20 protein-coding genes and 2 pseudogenes are annotated in these 16,411 nt (G+C 75.1%); 13 read left to right on the plus strand and 9 right to left on the minus strand.

Going from position 1 to position 16,411, the window contains the following annotated elements; all coding sequences use genetic code 11:
* Positions 1-201 (plus strand): annotated as a pseudogene (locus tag ACIGG8_RS34915) (hypothetical protein); the annotation flags it as partial.
* Positions 202-249: 48 nt separating this feature from the next.
* Here ACIGG8_RS34915 and ACIGG8_RS34920 read toward each other — a convergent pair.
* Complete coding sequence (locus ACIGG8_RS34920) at positions 250-753, minus strand: hypothetical protein (protein WP_396552645.1); 504 nt, start codon at positions 751-753, stop codon at positions 250-252.
* A gap of 187 nt (positions 754-940) precedes the next feature.
* Here ACIGG8_RS34920 and ACIGG8_RS34925 point away from each other — a divergent pair, with 187 nt between their 5' ends.
* Positions 941-1,714 (plus strand): cellulase family glycosylhydrolase, encoded by a 774-nt coding sequence (locus tag ACIGG8_RS34925; protein ID WP_396552646.1) that lies wholly within the window; start codon positions 941-943, stop codon positions 1,712-1,714.
* Between the two features lie 31 nt (positions 1,715-1,745).
* Here ACIGG8_RS34925 and ACIGG8_RS34930 read toward each other — a convergent pair whose 3' ends face one another.
* The 3 genes from ACIGG8_RS34930 to ACIGG8_RS34940 form a co-directional block, all read right to left on the minus strand.
* Positions 1,746-2,270 carry a GNAT family N-acetyltransferase gene (locus tag ACIGG8_RS34930; protein ID WP_396552647.1) on the minus strand — a complete coding sequence of 175 codons (525 nt, stop codon included), beginning with the start codon at positions 2,268-2,270 and terminating at the stop codon, positions 1,746-1,748.
* Between the two features lie 71 nt (positions 2,271-2,341).
* The gene (locus tag ACIGG8_RS34935; protein WP_396552648.1) at positions 2,342-2,896 is read right to left on the minus strand and encodes a cysteine hydrolase family protein; all 555 of its coding nucleotides are present in this window, start codon (positions 2,894-2,896) and stop codon (positions 2,342-2,344) included.
* A gap of 50 nt (positions 2,897-2,946) precedes the next feature.
* A complete protein-coding gene (locus tag ACIGG8_RS34940; RefSeq protein ID WP_396552649.1) occupies positions 2,947-3,489 on the minus strand; it encodes a MarR family winged helix-turn-helix transcriptional regulator in 543 nt (180 codons plus the stop codon).
* 139 nt (positions 3,490-3,628) lie between these two features.
* On the opposite strand from ACIGG8_RS34940, the gene ACIGG8_RS34945 reads away from it, so the two are divergent.
* From ACIGG8_RS34945 to ACIGG8_RS34960, 4 genes are all read left to right on the plus strand, one after another.
* The gene (locus tag ACIGG8_RS34945; protein WP_396552650.1) at positions 3,629-3,982 is read left to right on the plus strand and encodes a VOC family protein; all 354 of its coding nucleotides are present in this window, start codon (positions 3,629-3,631) and stop codon (positions 3,980-3,982) included.
* 71 nt (positions 3,983-4,053) lie between these two features.
* Positions 4,054-5,130, plus strand: a complete 1,077-nt coding sequence (locus ACIGG8_RS34950) for an aminoglycoside phosphotransferase family protein (RefSeq protein WP_396552651.1) — start codon at positions 4,054-4,056, stop codon at positions 5,128-5,130.
* Between the two features lie 428 nt (positions 5,131-5,558).
* On the plus strand, positions 5,559-5,792 hold the full coding sequence (locus tag ACIGG8_RS34955; protein ID WP_396552652.1) for a hypothetical protein: 234 nt from the start codon (positions 5,559-5,561) through the stop codon (positions 5,790-5,792).
* Positions 5,789-6,238 carry a hypothetical protein gene (locus ACIGG8_RS34960; protein WP_396552653.1) on the plus strand — a complete coding sequence of 150 codons (450 nt, stop codon included), beginning with the start codon at positions 5,789-5,791 and terminating at the stop codon, positions 6,236-6,238. Before ACIGG8_RS34955 ends, ACIGG8_RS34960 begins: the two co-directional genes overlap by 4 nt.
* On the opposite strand, the gene ACIGG8_RS34965 is transcribed toward ACIGG8_RS34960, so the two are convergent.
* Complete coding sequence (locus tag ACIGG8_RS34965; RefSeq protein ID WP_396552654.1) at positions 6,239-7,042, minus strand: helix-turn-helix domain-containing protein; 804 nt, start codon at positions 7,040-7,042, stop codon at positions 6,239-6,241. It abuts the gene before it with no gap.
* 292 nt (positions 7,043-7,334) lie between these two features.
* Between ACIGG8_RS34965 and ACIGG8_RS34970 the strand changes: the two genes are divergently transcribed.
* The 4 genes from ACIGG8_RS34970 (at position 7,335) to ACIGG8_RS34985 (ending at position 10,400) form a co-directional block, all read left to right on the plus strand.
* Entirely contained in the window at positions 7,335-7,997 is a 663-nt protein-coding gene (locus ACIGG8_RS34970) for a DUF4097 family beta strand repeat-containing protein (RefSeq protein WP_396552655.1), read from the plus strand.
* A gap of 45 nt (positions 7,998-8,042) precedes the next feature.
* Positions 8,043-8,864: an alpha/beta fold hydrolase gene (locus ACIGG8_RS34975; protein WP_396552656.1), complete on the plus strand. Its 822-nt coding sequence runs from the start codon at positions 8,043-8,045 to the stop codon at positions 8,862-8,864.
* Between the two features lie 109 nt (positions 8,865-8,973).
* Positions 8,974-9,600, plus strand: coding sequence for a hypothetical protein (locus ACIGG8_RS34980; protein WP_396552657.1), 627 nt, complete (start codon positions 8,974-8,976; stop codon positions 9,598-9,600).
* A 149-nt stretch (positions 9,601-9,749) separates the two neighbouring features.
* Positions 9,750-10,400: a GNAT family N-acetyltransferase gene (locus tag ACIGG8_RS34985; protein WP_396552658.1), complete on the plus strand. Its 651-nt coding sequence runs from the start codon at positions 9,750-9,752 to the stop codon at positions 10,398-10,400.
* A gap of 100 nt (positions 10,401-10,500) precedes the next feature.
* On the opposite strand, the gene ACIGG8_RS34990 is transcribed toward ACIGG8_RS34985, so the two are convergent.
* Both ACIGG8_RS34990 and ACIGG8_RS34995 read right to left on the minus strand, forming a co-directional pair.
* On the minus strand, positions 10,501-11,223 hold the full coding sequence (locus ACIGG8_RS34990) for an HAD family hydrolase (protein ID WP_396552659.1): 723 nt from the start codon (positions 11,221-11,223) through the stop codon (positions 10,501-10,503).
* Between the two features lie 77 nt (positions 11,224-11,300).
* Positions 11,301-11,741 carry an ArsR/SmtB family transcription factor gene (locus ACIGG8_RS34995; RefSeq protein WP_396552660.1) on the minus strand — a complete coding sequence of 147 codons (441 nt, stop codon included), beginning with the start codon at positions 11,739-11,741 and terminating at the stop codon, positions 11,301-11,303.
* 134 nt (positions 11,742-11,875) lie between these two features.
* Between ACIGG8_RS34995 and ACIGG8_RS35000 the strand changes: the two genes are divergently transcribed.
* Together ACIGG8_RS35000 and ACIGG8_RS35005 are read left to right on the plus strand one after the other, a co-directional pair.
* A complete protein-coding gene (locus tag ACIGG8_RS35000; protein ID WP_396552661.1) occupies positions 11,876-13,075 on the plus strand; it encodes an MFS transporter in 1,200 nt (399 codons plus the stop codon).
* A 116-nt stretch (positions 13,076-13,191) separates the two neighbouring features.
* Complete coding sequence (locus ACIGG8_RS35005; RefSeq protein WP_396552662.1) at positions 13,192-14,004, plus strand: maleylpyruvate isomerase family mycothiol-dependent enzyme; 813 nt, start codon at positions 13,192-13,194, stop codon at positions 14,002-14,004.
* Between the two features lie 83 nt (positions 14,005-14,087).
* On the opposite strand, the gene pgm is transcribed toward ACIGG8_RS35005, so the two are convergent.
* Together pgm and ACIGG8_RS35015 are read right to left on the minus strand one after the other, a co-directional pair.
* A complete protein-coding gene (pgm, locus tag ACIGG8_RS35010; RefSeq protein ID WP_396552663.1) occupies positions 14,088-15,728 on the minus strand; it encodes a phosphoglucomutase (alpha-D-glucose-1,6-bisphosphate-dependent) in 1,641 nt (546 codons plus the stop codon).
* Between the two features lie 155 nt (positions 15,729-15,883).
* Positions 15,884-16,183, minus strand: coding sequence for a YciI family protein (locus ACIGG8_RS35015; protein WP_396552664.1), 300 nt, complete (start codon positions 16,181-16,183; stop codon positions 15,884-15,886).
* 113 nt (positions 16,184-16,296) lie between these two features.
* Between ACIGG8_RS35015 and ACIGG8_RS35020 the strand changes: the two are divergent.
* Positions 16,297-16,411: pseudogene (locus ACIGG8_RS35020) on the plus strand (IS607 family transposase); the annotation flags it as partial.

A 16,411-nucleotide genomic window follows, 5' to 3' on the forward strand; every position in this document is an offset into this window, starting at 1 on the left:
TGCACGTACTGCCTGCGGTTGCGGCTGGGGCGCAGTGCCGGCCGACTGCACTGGGTCGACATCCGGCGCGATCCCGAGGCGGCGGCCGTGCGGGCGGTGAACGACGGCAACGAGACGGTGCCGACGGTCTTCGTGGCGGGCCGGGCGCACACCAACCCCGATCCCGGTTGGGTGCGTGAACAGCTCTCGCCGGTCGCGTGATCCGCTGCCCGCGCCGCTGCCTGATCCTCTCGCGGGCCGGGTCGTGGGTCAGCGCTGGATCTCGGCCCGTGCCCTCTCGTCGGGCGTGCCGATGTCCCAGAAGCGCATGGTGCCGCGGGCGCCGGCGTAGGTGCCCGTGCCGCCGGTGACGGCCATGTCGAGCGGGGCGGTCGATCCCTTCGTCCAGAGGGACTGCATCGTCAGGGAGCCGCCCTCGACTTCCATGGTGAGCAGGCACTGCGCGGTGACGTCGGCGCCGTCGGCATAAATGACCTGGCACGATCCGCCGCCGCGGCCGACGCTGCGGCCGTCCTTGAGGGCGGTGCCGGAGTAGACGTCGAGGTCGCCCAGGCTGGGCCCGGCGGGGGCGAGGTCCACGGCCTGGTACTGGTCGTTGCGGACCTTGAGTTCGAGGACCTCGACGTGGCTCCTGCGCGGGGTGTCGGCGTCCGCGGTTCCCCCTGCGGCGACGGCGATCGCGGCGGTGGCCAGCGTGGCGGCGAGGAGCCGGTTGGCCGTCAGGCGCCTGCTGGTGTTCCGGTCGGCGGGCATGGTGGATTCCCTTCGCTGTGGACTCGTGTGCGAACTCCCTCGACGCTATGGCCGGCGGGTCGGTGTTTTCCAAGACCAATACGGCTATGGGGCCATGCCCGCGCGGGTATGACCGGCGCTTCCCGTCCCCGGCCCTCGGGGGGCCCGCGCGTCGCCCCACGCTGGTCGCGCGCCGCCGGGGCCGTCCGTGCTGGGCTACGACCTGATCAACGAGCCGTGGCCCGGCTGGGACTACCCGACGTGCTTCCCGGACGGCTGCCCCGCCTTCGAGCGCGGTGTGCCGGCGCCGTTCGAGGCGAAGGCCATGACGGCGATCCGCGGGGTCGACCGCCGCCACCTCCTGTTCTACGAGCCGTCCCTGACCAACGACTTCGGCACACCGGACTTCGTGCCGAACCCGACCGGCGACCCGGACGCGGGGCTGAGCTTCCACGACTACTGCTTCGGCCCGGTCGACACCTGTGTGACCAACGGGCTGGAGCGCGCCGCCGCCGACGGCGCCGTCGGGGTGGTGACCGAGTTCGGCGCGACGACGGACGCGGCGAGGCTGACCCGCCTCACCGACCGGTTCGACGAGAACACGGCGTCCTGGATGTTCTGGTCCCTGGCGCAGGACCAGACGCCGGGGCACTCCCAGGAACCGCCGACCGGCCCGAACCTGATCGACCCGGCGATCGTCCGGCCGTATCCGCAGGCGGTCGCCGGCACCCCGCAGCAGTGGCGGTACGACACCACCACCGGGACGTTCACCCTCGGCTACAGCACCCGCCGCGCCGACTCCGGCGCGCCGTTCGCCGCCGGCGCCCGCACCGGGGTGTTCCTGCCGCAGTCCCTCTTCCCCGACGGCTACCGGGTGGAGAGCCGGGGCGCCGCCGTCGTGTCCGCGCCCGGCGCCCGGCTGCTCCAGCTCACCGCCGACCCCGGGCAGGACACCGTGCAGGTGACGGTGACACGGCCCTGAACCGGCGGGCCCGGGGCCGGGCCGGTGTCCGCTACGGCAGGTCCTTGCGCATGATCGTGCACATGGTCTCGCGGCGGCGGATGGAGCCGTCGGGCGCCTCCTCGTCCCAGGCGTCGGGCCGCCGGTCGAACGCCGTGTAGCCGAGCCGCTCGTACAGGGCGCGGGCCCGCGGGTTGTCGTCCTCCACGCCGAGTTCGGCCCGCCCGAGGCCCCGGGCGCGGATGCGCTCCTCGGCGCAGCGCACGAGCAGCGAGCCGAGCCCGTGGGACTGCAGGGCCGGGAGCACGGCGAGCTGCCACAGCGTGCCCGCGCCGGGGACGCTGCGGTAGTCGACGCCGCCGGTCGCCACGGGCAGGCCGGTGCCGGTGCACACGGCGAGGTAGTCCACCTCGCCGGCCGCCGCCCGTTCCAACTCCCGTGCGACCTGGCGCAGGTGGGTCGCGGATCCCGACCAGGTGCAGGCCGGCAGGTCGGCGGGCGTCAGGTCACGGACGTGGACGGGGACGGAGAGGGACACGGGAACAGGGGCGGGGGCGGGGGCCCGGTGGGAGTTCATGCCCGTCATCCCACCAAGGCGCCGGATGCGCGCGCGACGGGTTTTCCGCGGCCCTGCGACGCGACGCCCCGTCAGTTGCGGGCGGTGGCCAGGAGGGTGTCGGTGGTGGTGACGGTGGCGCCCAGGCCGCGCAGCGCGTGGAGGGCGGCGGTGTGGGCGGGGGCGGCGAGCGCGGTGACGGCGTCCTCGGGGACGGCGACGGGGTGGCCGAGGGTGAGGGCGGTGCGCACGGTCTCGCCGACGCCGTACTCGGTGGTGATGCCCGCGATGACGAGGCGGGCGGCGCCGAGGCGGCGCAGGCGCTCGGCGAGGTCGGTGCCCTCGAAGGCGTCGATGCCGTACTTGGTGACGACCTCGTTGCCGGGGCGGGCGGCGACCTCGGGCGCGAAGCGGTTGAACACGGAGTCCGGGCCGCCGTCGCTGCCGTCGAGGCGGGCGTAGCGGACCAGGACGACGGGCCGGCCGGCGTCCTCGAAGGCGGTCTTCAGGCGGGCGGCGCTGCGTACGACGTCGGCGCCGGCCAGCGGCGCGGAGGGGCGGTCGACGATCCACTGCTGGAGGTCGACCAGCACCAGGACGGTGCCCGGGGCGGTTGCGGGGCCGAAGGGGGCGGGGCGGTCGGTCATCGGGGCTTCCTCGGGTGGGCGGTGGCGGACGGGTGGTGGCGGGTGGACGCTCAGTCGCTGCCGTGGTCGGTGCCTCGGTCGGCGCCTCGGTCGGTGCCGCGCAGGGCGGCGGTGGAGCGGTCCAGGAGGTCGCGCAGCTGGGCCTGTTCGGCCGGGTCGAGGGCGTCGGTGAGGCGCTGTTCGACGCCGCGGGCCAGGGCGTCGGCCTTCCTGGTCAGCGCGTGGCCGGAGCGGGTGAGCCTGGCCACCAGGACCTTCCGGTGGACGCTGGAGGTCTCACGGGTGATCAGGCCCTTGGTCTCCAGGTTGGCCAGGACCGTGGTCATGGTCTGCGGGGTGACCATGCACCCGCGGGCGAGCTGGGCGCCGGACATGCCGGTGGACTGCTGGAGGAGGAGCAGGGTGACGTACTGGGGCACCGTCAGGTCCACGGTGCGCAGTGCGCGGGTCTTCTCGCCGATGAGGGCCTGTTCGGCGCGTTTGATGGCGTGGCCGAGGCGGTCGCGGGGGTCGCGGGGGTCGGCCGGAGCCGGGGCCGCCGGGGCCGCGCCGCCCGCCGGGTCGGTGCTGTGGTCGGTGCTGTGGTCGGTCATGGTGATCGCCTCCCTGGCTCCCCCCGGGTCATGGACTGTGAGGGTTCTACGTTATATCAGGGGGCTGATACACCGCCAGATGCGGGTCCGGGCGCGCCCGCCCGTCCGTACGGCCCGCGGGCTGGCAGGATGGGGCGGCATGGAACGTGTGCTTGGAATCGGCGGGTACTTCCTGCGGTCCGCCGACCCGGCGGCGCTCGGCGCGTGGTACCGCGACTGCCTGGGGCTGGACGCCGACGTGAACGGGCTGTGGCGCCAGGAGGGCGGGCCGACGGTGTTCGCGCCGTTCGACGCCGACACCGACTACTTCGGCTCCCCCGCCCAGCAGGCCATGCTCAACTTCCGGGTCCGCGACCTGGACGCGATGCTCGCGCAGCTGCGCGCCAAGGGGGCGCAGGTCGCCGAGCAGACGCAGGACATGGCGGGCGTCGGCCGCTTCGGCTGGGTCACCGACCCGGAGGGCAACCGCATCGAACTGTGGCAGCCGGCCTGACCGTACGAAGCGGCTCCGGCGCCAACTCGCTTCACGGGAACCCCCGTTCACTCCTGTGCCAGGATGGGGCCATGAAGTCGACACTGCCGTTCGGAGAGGAACTGCGAGCCGCTCTCGGCACGCCCCGCCGGGCCCGCCTGCTGGAGAGCAGCCCGCGGTCGCGGGTGTGGCGGGCGGAGCTGTCCGGCGCGCCGGTGGTGGTCAAGCAGCTGGTCGACGCCCCGGAGGCCGACGAGCGCTACGCCCGCGAGGCGTCCGCGCTGGCCCTCGCCGCCCGGGTGGAGCCGCCCGTGGTGCCGCGGCTGCTGGGCACCGACCCCGTCCGGCGGGTCCTGGTCCTGGAGTACCTGGAGCACCGGCCGCCCGCCGAGGACTGGGTGGTGGACTACGCCGCGGCCCTGGCCCGCCTGCACGCCGCCACCGGCCCCGCCGACGCTGGCGGCGCGCTGCCCGCCTGGCCGGCCCCCGGCCCGGGCGACACCGACTCCTTCCTCGCCCTGGCCGCCGCCCTCGGCGTCCCGGCGGCACCCGCCGTACGGGCCGAACTGGACGCCCTGACGGCACGTCTGCGCACCGCACCGGGCCACGCGCTGCTGCACGGCGACCCCTGCCCCGGCAACGACCTGCACACCGGCGACGGCGTGCGGTTCGTCGACTTCGAGCAGGCCTCGCTCGGCAGCGGCCTGGTCGAACTCGCCTACCTGCGCATCGGGTTCCCGACCTGCTGGTGCTCCACCGCCCCGCCCGCCGCCCTGCTGGACGAGGCGGAGGCCGCCTACCGCGCCGCGTGGCGCGCCGCGACGGGCACCGAGGCCGGGGACGACCTCAGCGACGCGTGCGCGGGCTGGCTGCTGCGGGGCGACGCGCTGGTCCAGCGGGCCGAACGCGGCACCGTCGACCACCTGGCCAGGGCCGTGGAGCAGGACTGGACCTGGGGCACGGCCACCGCCCGCCAGCGGCTCGCCCACCGCCTCGACGTCGTCGCCCGGCTGACCGCCGACGGGGCCGGCGGCGGTCGCGGTGGCAGCGGTGACGGTGGCGGCGGGCTGCGCGCCCTCGGGCTGCTCGCGGCGGACGTCCGCCGGGCCATGCTCGCCCGCTGGCCGCACCTGCGCCCGCTGCCCCTGCTGCGCCCCCGGCAGTCGTAGCACGGCCGCCGGGCACGGCTGCGCCCGGCGAGGGTGGGCGGCCGGGCCCGGCTGCGGGTGGGCCCGCGGGCAAAACCGGTGGCAGGGGCGGGCTTCGGGCCGCGAGACTGCCCGGGTGGACACCGCCGTACCGGACCTGCGCATGCACACCGTCGTGCCCGACTACGCCGCCATGCACGCCCTGGTCGCCGACCTGGTGCTGCCCGAGGGCGCGCCGATGTCCGTGACGAGCGCGCTGGACACCTCCCGCGAGCTCGTCCGGCACTCCTCCTTCCGGTACGAGTTCGCCACCGTCGCCGTCACGCACGCCCTGCTGGCCCTGGAACAGGTCCTCGCCGGCGGGGCACGGCCCGGGCGGGCACCTGGAGCACCTCGCCCGACAGTGGCAGGAGTACACCCGGGCCCCGTTCCCGGCGAGCTTCCGCGGGGTGGACGTCGACGGCGCCGACCTGGTCCTCCTGGACGTGTACGTCGCCGGGCTCGTCCACCGGGAGCTGAAGGGCGGACTCGACGACGACGGCATCGCCGTCCTGTGGCAGTGCATCGCCGACCTCTCCCGGGTCGTGCCCCGGATCGACGAGGCGTACTGCGCCGCCTACTTCGCCCGTCTGCGCGACGTCGCCCGGCTCGCGGCGGCCCGCCACCTGCCGCCGGCCACGTGAGCGCCCCGCCCGACGACCGGTACGCGCGGGCCCTGGAGGCGGAGCAGCGGGAGGACTGGGAGACGGCGATCGCCCTGGTGGCCGCGCGGGCCGTCTGCTACTCCCCCGACCACCTCGCCCACGCCCACCACCTGTGGCACCTGGACCTGTTGGCCCGCGCCGGGCGCCTCGCCGAGCTCGCCGTCCTCGCCGACGGGGCCGGCGGGAACGGCGGGGACGTCCACGCGCGCCGCAGGCTCGACCGGGCGCTGCGCGAGCGCGGGATGGCGGCGCAGCTGCGCGAGCGCGCGGCGGCCGGGGACGGCGGCGCCCTGTACCGGCTCGTGCGGCTGCTGGGTGGGACGGGCCGGGCGGCGCAGGCCCGTCGGGTGGTGCGGGAGCTCGGTGCGCGGGACGCGTACGCGCACCGGCTCCTGGACGGCTTCCGGGAGCGGCCCGACGGGTGATCACCGCGCGGCGGCGCCCTGGCCCTTGACGGCGGCGGCGCCGCCCGGGGCCGCGCCGGCCGTGTCGTTGCCGGCGGTGGCGCCGGGAACGGGGGCGGGCCTGGTGTGCAGGACGGCGCGGGCCTGTTCGGCGGCGCGGATGATGCTCTCGCTGATGAAGTCGAGGAAGCGGGCGACGTTCTCCAGGCGGTGGGCGGCGGGGGTGTCGGCGCCCAGGATCGCGGCGCCCTGGCGGGCGGTGGCGACGAGCTGGTCGTTGGCGCGGGCGCTGGCGACGGTCGCCTGGTAGAAGAGTTCGTCGTCGACGATGTAGCGGTCGCGGCGGCGTTCGTCGCGTTCGCGGCGCACCAGGCTCTGGCTCTCCAGGAAGGCGATCGCCTTGGAGATGGAGGCCGGGCTGACCTGCAGGCGCCTGGCGAGTTCGGAGGCGGTGAGGCTGCCCGCGTCGGTGGTGAACAGGCAGGTCAGGACGCGGGCCGTCATCCGGGACAGGCCCGAGCCCATGAGGACGGTGGTGAGCGTCTCCTCGTAGTCGGCCAGGGCCTCGGTGTCGCGGCCCTGCGGCCGGGCGGCGGTGTCCGGGCCGTGGGAGGCGGCGGGCTTGCGCCGGTGGGCGCGGCGTTCGGTGGCGCGGTGGGCCAGGTCGGCGCGGTAGGAGGTGGGGCCGCCGTTGCGCATCACCTCGCGCGTGACGGTCGAGGTCGGGCGCTCCAGGCGTCGGGCGATCTCGGCGTAGGGGAGGCTGTCGGCCAGTCCCAGCGCGATCTGCTGGCGTTCGTGCTGGGTGAGTCGGCCTCCCGGCATCGCGGTCTCCTCGGTGGTGCCTCGTGGTGGTCCTTGATCCCCACCATAGCGTTCACTTCTCACCCATTGCAATGAACAAGTCTCATGTCGTTGCGTTACCGACAGAACCGTTGCAACACTTTCCCGCACTTCACCTGCAGCGATGGCATTCTGATGCAACGACAGCATTGCTGGTTCATGGAAAGCAACGTAGCGTTTCCGATGTCAGAAACACCGACCGGGACACCCCCGGCCGGGCACCGCGACGCACACCGCGAGCGGCGCACACCGCGACCGAACACCGGAGACCACGATGCAGACCTTCGACACCCCCGCCGCGATCACCGCCGTCCTGGACGTCCCCGCCGGTCTCGTACGGCTGGTCGCCGCCGACCGCGCCGACACCACCGTCGAGGTCCGCCCCGCCGACCCCGGCAGGAACCGCGACGCCCGCACCGCCGAGCGCACCGCCGTCTCCTACGCCGACGGCGTGCTGACGGTCCGCAGCGCCCCGGCCGACAACCCGCTGCTCGGCGCCGGCGGCGTCGAGGTCATCGTCCACCTGCCGGCCGGCTCCCGCGTCGAGGCCAGGACCGAGGCCTGCGCGCTGCACACCACCGGCCGCCTCGGCGACCTCGCCTTCGACGGCGCCCACCGCCGGATCGAGATCGACGAGGCCGCGAGCGTGCGCCTCACCGCCGTCGACGGCGACGTCGAGATCGGCCGCCTCACCGGCCCCGCCGAGATCAGCACCGCCCGCGGCGACATCCGCATCACCGAAGCCCACCGCGGCACCCTCGCCCTCAGCACCCAACTCGGCGACATCACCGTCGACACCGCCCCCGGCGCCTCCGCCGCCCTGGACGCCTCCACCGGCCACGGCCGCATCACCAACGCCCTGCGCAACGACGGCACCACCACCCTCGACATCCGCGCCACCACCGCCCAGGGCGACATCACCGCCCGCAGCCTCTGATCCCCTCCTCCTCCCCTCCCCCGACGGCCCGCAGGAAGGCACCCCATGAGCACCGAGACGACCGCCCGCCCGTCCGCCTGGAGCGGCACGGTCCCCGTCGACGACACCGCCCTCGCCGTCACCGACACCGGCGGTAGCGGCACCCCCGTCCTCTACTGCAACGGCCAGTTCGCCACCCAGGGCTACTGGAAGCGCGTCATCGCCGAACTCGGCGACGGCTACCGGCACATCACCTTCGACGAGCGCGCCCGCGGCCGCACGTCCGGGCGCTCCGCCGACTACTCCTTCGAAGCGTGCGTGCGCGACATCGACGCCGTCCTCGCCGCCCGGGGCGTGGACCGGGCCCTGGTGATCGGCTGGTCCTACGGGGCGTTCGTCGCCGCGCACTGGGCGAGCCGCAACCCGCGGCGCGCCCTGGGCGCGGTCCTGGTCGACGGCGCGCAGCCGCACGACTGGCTCGACGACGCCATGGAGCAGCGCATCCGCGAACAGTTCCGCAGGTGGGGCCGGTTCCTGCCGCTGCTGCGGCCCACCGGCCTGACCCCGCGGATGAACGGCGAGGAGATGGCGCAGTGCAACATCGAGCTGGGCCGGGTCGCCCGTGAGCGCGCGCTGGCCCCCGTGCTGGACGCCGTCGCCGTGCCCACGCGGTACGTGGTCGCCTCGGGGTCGTCGCTGGGCAGCCGCGGCGACGAGCAGGAGCGCATCCGCGCGAGCCTGACGGCGGTGGCCGCCCGCAACCCGCACATCGGGATCAGCGCCAAGGTGGCGAGCAGTCACGGCGCGATCCTGAAGAAGGACTTCCGCGCCGTCGCCGCCGCCGCGCGCGAGGTCACCGCCGCCGGCTGCGCCCGCGGCGGCCGGTGAGGGGCCGGGCCCCCCGGGCGCTGCGGGCGCTGCGGGTGCCGCGGTGAGGCGGCCGCAGGGCAGGGCCCGGTACGGGCGCGCCGGCCGCCGCCGGGCACAATCAGCCCCCATGGGGACGGACATCCGGGGATTCGTGGAATGCCGCACGTGGGACGACACCGGTGCGAAGGCCTGGCACGGCGCCGTCGAGCTCTCCCTGCTCGGCATGACCCGGGACTACCCGGCCTTCGCCTGCCTCTTCGGCGTCCGCGACCCCGGCGGGCGCTGGCGGCCGGTCAGCGCCGGGCGGGGGCTGCCCGCCGACGTGTCGCAGCGCACCCGCGCCGAGCACGCCTCGTGGGGCGAGGCGGCGTTCGGCGCTACCTGGCTCGCCTGGGACGAGGTGCCGGCCGTCGACTGGGACGAGCCGGCGCTGCCCCGGGCGACCACCATCGCCCGCTACCGCCGCCACCCGGACGGCACCCTGACGCTCCGGCACCGCGACGACTGGAGCCGCGGCTTCGCCCGGGCCAGCGGCATCGACACCCGCAGCGTCGACCCCGACCGCATCGGCGACCTGTGGGCCGAGGGCACCACCTGGGACGTCGGCACCACCGTCTTCCGCGCCGAACGCGACCGGCGCCGCGACGCCGTGCCCGCCGACGGCAGCTGGCGGCCGGTGTGGAACGTCATGCGCACCCTCGCCGAGGTCCACGGCGACGACCACGTCCGCCTGGTCGTCCGGTTCGAGGAGTAGCCCCGACCCCGGGGCCCCGGCCCAGCCCGTACCGGCCCCTACCGGCGTGTGCACGCGCGGGCATGACGGCAGGTCACCGCAGGGGTGGCGTGGTGAGGGCGCGGGAAACTCCGGTGCGGACGCAGGGGGCGGCCGGGCAGACTGTTCCGATGCTCATCGACCATTGGCCCCTGATCGGGCTGCGCGTGATCTCGCCCCGCCTGGAGCTGCGGCTGCCCACCGAGGACGAACTGGCGGAGGTGGCCGATCTCGCCGCCCGTGGCATCCACCCGCCGCACGCCCGCCCGTTCCTGTTCCCCTGGGGCGAGCTGCCGCCCGCCGAACGCGCCCGGCACGTGGCGCAGATGCACTGGCGGCGTCTGGGGCGGTGGACGCCGCAGGAGTGGGCGCTGAACCTGGTCGCCTTCCACGAGGGGCGCCCGGTGGGCATCCAGGACGTGCGGGCCAAGGAGTTCGGGATCCGGCGCGAGGTCGTCTCCGGTTCCTGGATCGGCCTGGAGCACCAGGGACGGGGCTTCGGCACCGAGATGCGCGCCGCGATGCTCCACCTGCTCTTCGCCGAGCTGGGCGGGCAGTTCGCGACGTCGCTGTCGTTCACGGACAACCTGTCCTCCCTCGCGGTGTCCCGCAAGCTCGGCTACCGCGAGGACGGCATCGAGCGCGACGTGCTGGACGGGCAGGTGGTGCAGTCCCTGCGCCTGCGCCTGTCGCGCGAGGACTGGGCCCGCCACGCGCAGACCCCGGTGGCCGTCACCGGGCTGACGGACGGCTGCCGCGAGCTGCTCGGGATCGCCGGCTGACACCCCGGCGGACCGGGGAACGAACGGGCGAGCAGGCGAGCAGGTAAGCAGGCGAGCAGGAAGTCGGCCGGGCCGACTTCCTGCTCCCGGGCCCGGCGGGTCAGTGCCCGCCCAGGGCGGCGGGCAGGGCCGCGAGGGAGTGCAGGACGCGGATGCCCGGCGCCACCGGGGCGCCGCCGGCGGCGCGGTCGAGCCAGAAGGCGTGCAGGCCGGCGTCGCGGGCGCCGAGCGCGTCCAGGTCGTACCGGTCCCCCACGTAGGCGACCTCGTACGGCTCCAGTCCCAGCCGCTCGCACCCGGCCCGGAAGATCCCCGGGGCGGGCTTGGCCTCGCCGTGCTCGTCGGAGCAGACCAGCACCTCGTCGCCGAAGTGGCCCAGCAGTCCGACCGCCCGGAGCTTGCCGCGCTGGTGGCCCAGCGAGGAGTTGGAGACGATCCCCAGCCGGTGGGTGGGCGCGAGCGCGGCCAGCACCGGGGCGGCGTCCGGGAACGCGGCCCGGGCGGCGTCGCGGTGGGCCGCGTACCCGGCGAACCAGGCCGCCGCCCGCTCGTCCGGCAGCCGCTCGGCGCCCTCCTGCCCGAGGCGGGCCAGGAACTGCCGGACGCGCTCGCGCTGCTGGCCCGCGAAGGTCAGCTCCCCGGCGAGGAAACGCGCGTACTGCTCCTGCGTGACGTCCCGCCACAGCGCCACCGCCGCCGCGGGCCCGGAGAAGCGCTCCGCCAGGCCCAGCTCCCGCAGTCGGGCGAGGATGCCGGCCTCCTCCGACCCCGAGTAGTCGAACAAGGTGTCGTCGACGTCGAAGAGCACACCCCTGATCGGCACGATCCGTCCTTCCCGCTTCCGCTTCCGTTTCCGCTCCCGGACCCTACGCGTGCCCCCGGACCGGGCCCGGCCCCCCGCTAGGGGGCGGCTCCTGCTTCCCCGGGGTGTGTGGAGGCGGCTGCCAGGAGGGCGTCGAGCAGTCCGGGGAAGCGGGTGTCGAGGTCGGCGCGGCGCAGGCGGACGAAGCGGTTGCGGCCGGCGACGCGGGTGGTGGTGATGCCGGCTTCGCGCAGCACGCGCATGTGGTGGGAGACCGTCGACTTGTGCAGGTGCTCCAGGCCCAGGCCGCGGGGGTCGCAGGAGTGTTCGGCGTCGTCGGCGTAGCTGAGCAGCAGGGTGAGGCGGACCGGGTCGCCGAGGGCGTGCAGGACGGTGACGAGGTCGATGTCGGCGGTGGCGGGCTGGGGCAGCCGCTCGCCCTCGCCCACGGCACCCGCAGCACCCACGGCACCCACGGCACCGTCGGCCTTCTCGGTGCGCTCGGCGCTGGTGGCTCTCGCGGTTCTCGTGGCGCTCATCGCGCTCGGCCTCCGGGGTGCGGGGAACGGCGGGGGAATGAATGGTTTGACAATCATCCACCAATCCCCGAATGTTTGGCGAGCGTCAAACTGTTGCACGTCCATCCAACCATTCTGCCCCGGAGGGCCCGCCCGTGCCCGTACGTCTGCTCCTGCTCGCCCTCGGCACCTTCGCCGTGGGCACCGACTCGATGGTCGTCGCCGGCATCCTCGGCCCGGTCTCCGCCGACCTGGGGGTGTCGGTGCCGGCCGCCGGCCAGCTGGTCACCGTCTTCGCGCTCGGCTACGCGCTGCTGGCCCCGGTCCTGGCCACGCTCACCGCCCGCTGGCCGCGCCGGCGCCTGCTGCTGACCGCGCTCGCGGTGTTCAGCGCGGCCAACGCGCTCAGCGCGCTCGCCCCCACCTACGGCCTGCTGCTGGCCACCCGGGTGCCGGCGGCGGCCGGCGCCGCCCTCTACACGCCCACCGCCAACGCGGTGGCCACCACCCTGGTCGCCCCCGAGCGGCGCGGACGGGCGCTGGCGACCGTACTCGGCGGGATGACGGTGGCCACCGCCCTCGGGGTGCCGCTGGGCACCTGGGTGGGGCGCGCCGACTGGCGGCTGACCATGTGGCTGGTGACCGCGCTCGGCCTGGCCGCACTGGCGGGCCTGGCGGCGCTGCTGCGCGGCCTGCCGCCCGCACCCGCCGCCGCCCCCACCCTGCGGGCCCGGCTGGCGCCGCTGGGCAAGCGCCGGGTGCTGGGCGCGGCGGGCACCACCCTGGTGTTCTTCCTCGCGTTCCAGAGCGTCTACATCTACCTGGCCACCGCCGTCTCCGGGGCCACCGGCGGCGACGCGGAGCGCCTCAGCGTGATCCTGCTGACGACCGGCGTGATGTCGGTGGCCGGCAGCTGGCTGGGCGGGCGCCTGGTGGACCGGGCGGGGGTGCGGCGGGTGCTGCTGGCCGGCTCGGCCGTGGCGGCGTGCGCGTTCGCGGCCCTGCCGTGGCTGGGGCGCAGCATGCCGGGGGCGCTGGTGTACGCGGCGGTGGTGCCGCTGGCGGGGTGGGCGGTGTCGGTGGCGCTGCCGCACCGGCTGGCGTCGATCGATCCGGGGAACGCGCCGCTGCTGATCTCGTTGAACAGCAGTGCGCTGTACCTGGGGACGGCGGCCGGGGGTGCGGCGGGTTCGGCGGCGGTCGCGGTGCTGGGCGGGCGGTGGTTCCCGCTGGCGGCGGCGGTGCTGGCGGCGGCGGCGTGCGCGGTGGCGGCGGCGACCACGCGCGACGAGGCCGAAGGACCGCGCCGGCAGGAAGCCTGGCGTGCCGTCACCCCGGCGTCCTCGCAGCGGTAGTGCGCGGCTTCCACCCGGGCGGTGGGAGGCGGGGACGGCGTCCGCAACCGGCCGACCGGCGGCGCCTGTGAATAATCGCTGTCCGATCATCGGAGTGCGGTGATAAGACATCCGGCGTGGAAAAGAATCTTGAGTTCCCCGAGCTGCTGCGCCTGATCGACGAACGGTCGACCGCCTTCCGTGCCACGGTCGCCGCCGCGCCCGGTCTCGACGCGCCGGTGCCGTCCTGCCCCGGGTGGACGCTGTTCGATCTGGTGAAGCACCTGGGTGGGGGGGACCGTTTCTGGGCCGCCATCGTCGGCGCGGGGCCTGCCGACGCTCCCCCGGCCGAGGCCGCCGCCGCGCGCGCCGCTCTGGAGGTGCCGCGGGAGCGTGAGGCGCTGCTGGCCTGGCTGGACGCGTCGACGCAGCTTCTGCTGGACGCCCTGCGCGAGGCGGGACCGGAGGGCGGTTGCTGGACGTGGTGGCCCGCGTCGCAGTCGCCGCAGACCTCCGGCGGTGTCGCCCGGCACCGGGTCCAGGAGAGCGCGGTGCACACGTACGACGCCCAGCTCGCCGGGGGCGACCCGCAGCCGCTGCCGGTGGAGCTGGCGCTCGACGGTGTGGAGGAGTTCCTGTTCACCGTCTGCGCCACGCCGAGTGCCTGGCCGCACAAGCCCACGGCCTTCGACTTCCACGCCGCCGAGGGCCTCTCCTGGCGCCTGACGGTCGACGGCGACGGCGCGCGCATCACCGGCATCCCCGCGCCCGCTGCCTCGGCCGGCGAGGACGCCGACGAGGTCGTGGACGCGGCCGGCGCCTCCGTCCACGGCACGGCCAGTGAGCTGGTCCTCTACCTGTACGACCGCATCAAGGCCGAGTCCCTGCGCGTCGACGGGGACGCGGGGCTGCTGGACCTGCTCCGCGCCTGGGAGCCGGAGGAGAAGTAGGACGCAGCGCCCCCGCACCGCCCCCGGCACGGCCGCCCCGTGCCGGGGGCGGCCGCATGGGAGGGGCCGTGCGGGAGGGGCCGTCAGTTCCCGAGGACCTCGCCGACCAGGGCGCGGGCCTCGTCCTGGACCCGGGCGAGGTGGTCGGGGCCGTGGAAGGACTCGGCGTAGATCTTGTAGACGTCCTCGGTGCCCGAGGGGCGGGCGGCGAACCAGGCGTTGTCGGTGCAGACCTTGATGCCGCCGATCGCGGCGCCGTTGCCGGGGGCGTTGGCGAGGACGGCGGTGATCTTCTCTCCGGCGAGTTCGCCGGCGCCGACGCGTTCGGGGGACAGCCGGGCCAGGCGGGCCTTCTGCTCGCGGTCGGCGGGGGCGTCGACGCGGGCGTAGGCGGGGGCGCCGTGGCGCTCGGTCAGTTCGCCGTAGCGGGCGCTGGGGGTGGTGCCGGTGACGGCGGTGATCTCGGAGGCGAGGAGGGCGAGCAGGATGCCGTCCTTGTCGGTGGTCCACACCCCGCCGTCGCGGCGCAGGAAGGAGGCGCCGGCGCTCTCCTCGCCGCCGAAGCCGATCGAGCCCTCCAGCAGGCCGTCGACGAACCACTTGAAGCCGACCGGGACCTCCACCAGGGTGCGGCCGAGGTCGGCGGCGACGCGGTCGAGCATGGAGGAGGAGACGAGGGTCTTGCCGACGCCCGCGTCGGCGGGCCACTCGGCGCGGTGGCGGTAGAGGTAGTCGACGGCCACCGCCAGGTAGTGGTTGGGGTTCATCAGGCCGCCGTCGGGGGTGACGATGCCGTGCCGGTCGGCGTCGGCGTCGTTGCCGGTGGCGATGGCGTACTCGGCGCGGCGGGTGATGAGGGAGGCCATCGCGGACGGGGAGGAGCAGTCCATGCGGATCTTCCCGTCCCAGTCCAGGGTCATGAAGCGCCAGGTCGGGTCGGTGAGCGGGTTGACGACGGTCAGGTCCAGGCGGTGCGTGTCGGCGATGCGCGCCCAGTAGGCCACCGACGCCCCGCCGAGGGGGTCCGCGCCGATGCGCAGGCCCGCCGCCCGCACCGCGTCCAGGTCCAGGACGGAGGGCAGGTCCTCCACGTAGGCGGTGAGGTAGTCGTGGCGGGCGGTGGTGGCCGCGGCCAGGGCGCGGGCGTAGGGGACCTTCTTGACGCCGCGCAGGCCCTCGCGGATCAGCTCGTTGGCGCGGTCCTGGATCCGGCCGGTGGCCTCGGACCCGGCCGGCCCGCCGCTGGGCGGGTTGTACTTGAAGCCGCCGTCGCGCGGCGGGTTGTGCGAGGGGGTGACCACGATGCCGTCGGCCAGCGCGCGGGGGCTGCGCCGGTTGTGGGCGAGGATCGCGTGCGAGACCGCCGGGGTGGGGGTGTAGCCGTCGGCGGCGTCGATCAGCACGTGCACGCCGTTGGCGGCGAGGACCTCCAGGGCGGTGACCTTCGCCGGCTCGGAGAGGGCGTGGGTGTCGGCGCCGAGGAACAGCGGCCCGGCCACGCCCTGTTCGGCGCGGTACTCGCAGATCGCCTGGGTGGTCGCGGCGATGTGGTCCTCGTTGAACGCCGCGTCCAGCGAGGAGCCGCGGTGCCCGGAGGTCCCGAACGCCACCCGCTGCCCGGGCTCCTGCGGGTCCGGGTGCAGCGCGTAGTAGGCCGTCACCAGCCGCGCCACGTCCACCAGGTCACCGGGCTGCGCCGGCTGCCCGGCCCGTGCGTGTGCCATCCGTCTTCTCCCGCCAGTTCCGACTTGCGTCCGGTTCCACGTTCCACGTTCCGCGGGCCCCTGGCCCCGTGCTCACCGATCGTAGCCAGAAGACGACGGTGCCCCGAACCGCGGCGGGCGGTCCGGGGCACGGCGGTCCGGTGAAGTCTTGCCGCTCAGCCCGGCAGCTGCTGGCGGTAGTCCTCCAGGGCGGGGGCGGTGGTGGTCGCGAGGAACTCGGTGACCCGGTAGGCGCACACCCCGGCGATCACGAACGGGTCGGTGGCCACCAGCGCCTCGATCGCGGCCCGGTCCTCCCCCACCGCCAGGATCACCCCGCCCTCGCGCGGCACCTTGCGCCCGGAGGCGAGGAAGGTGCCGGCCGCGTAGTGCGCGTTCAGCCATTCGACGTGTCGCGGCAGTTCCGCGTCGACCCGCTCCAGCTCGGCGGTGTAGCTCAGCTCCAGTACGAACATGCGCCCAGGCTAGACCCGGGCGGGCAGGCGGTCGCGACAGGGGTGGCGAACTGTTGACGCCTGACTGTGCGTAAGTGTGCATGGGCGTAATCCGGTTGCTTATGATCGCGTTCGTGAATCTGACGGAGTGGGCGCGAGCGCAGGGGATCAGTCCCCATACCGCTTACCGCTGGTTCCGTCAGGGCACTGTGCCGGTTCCGGCCGAGCGGGTGGGGCCGCGCACGATCC

It is taken from the genome of Kitasatospora sp. NPDC085464, from assembly GCF_044541955.1.
In the GTDB taxonomy this organism is placed as follows: domain Bacteria; phylum Actinomycetota; class Actinomycetes; order Streptomycetales; family Streptomycetaceae; genus Kitasatospora.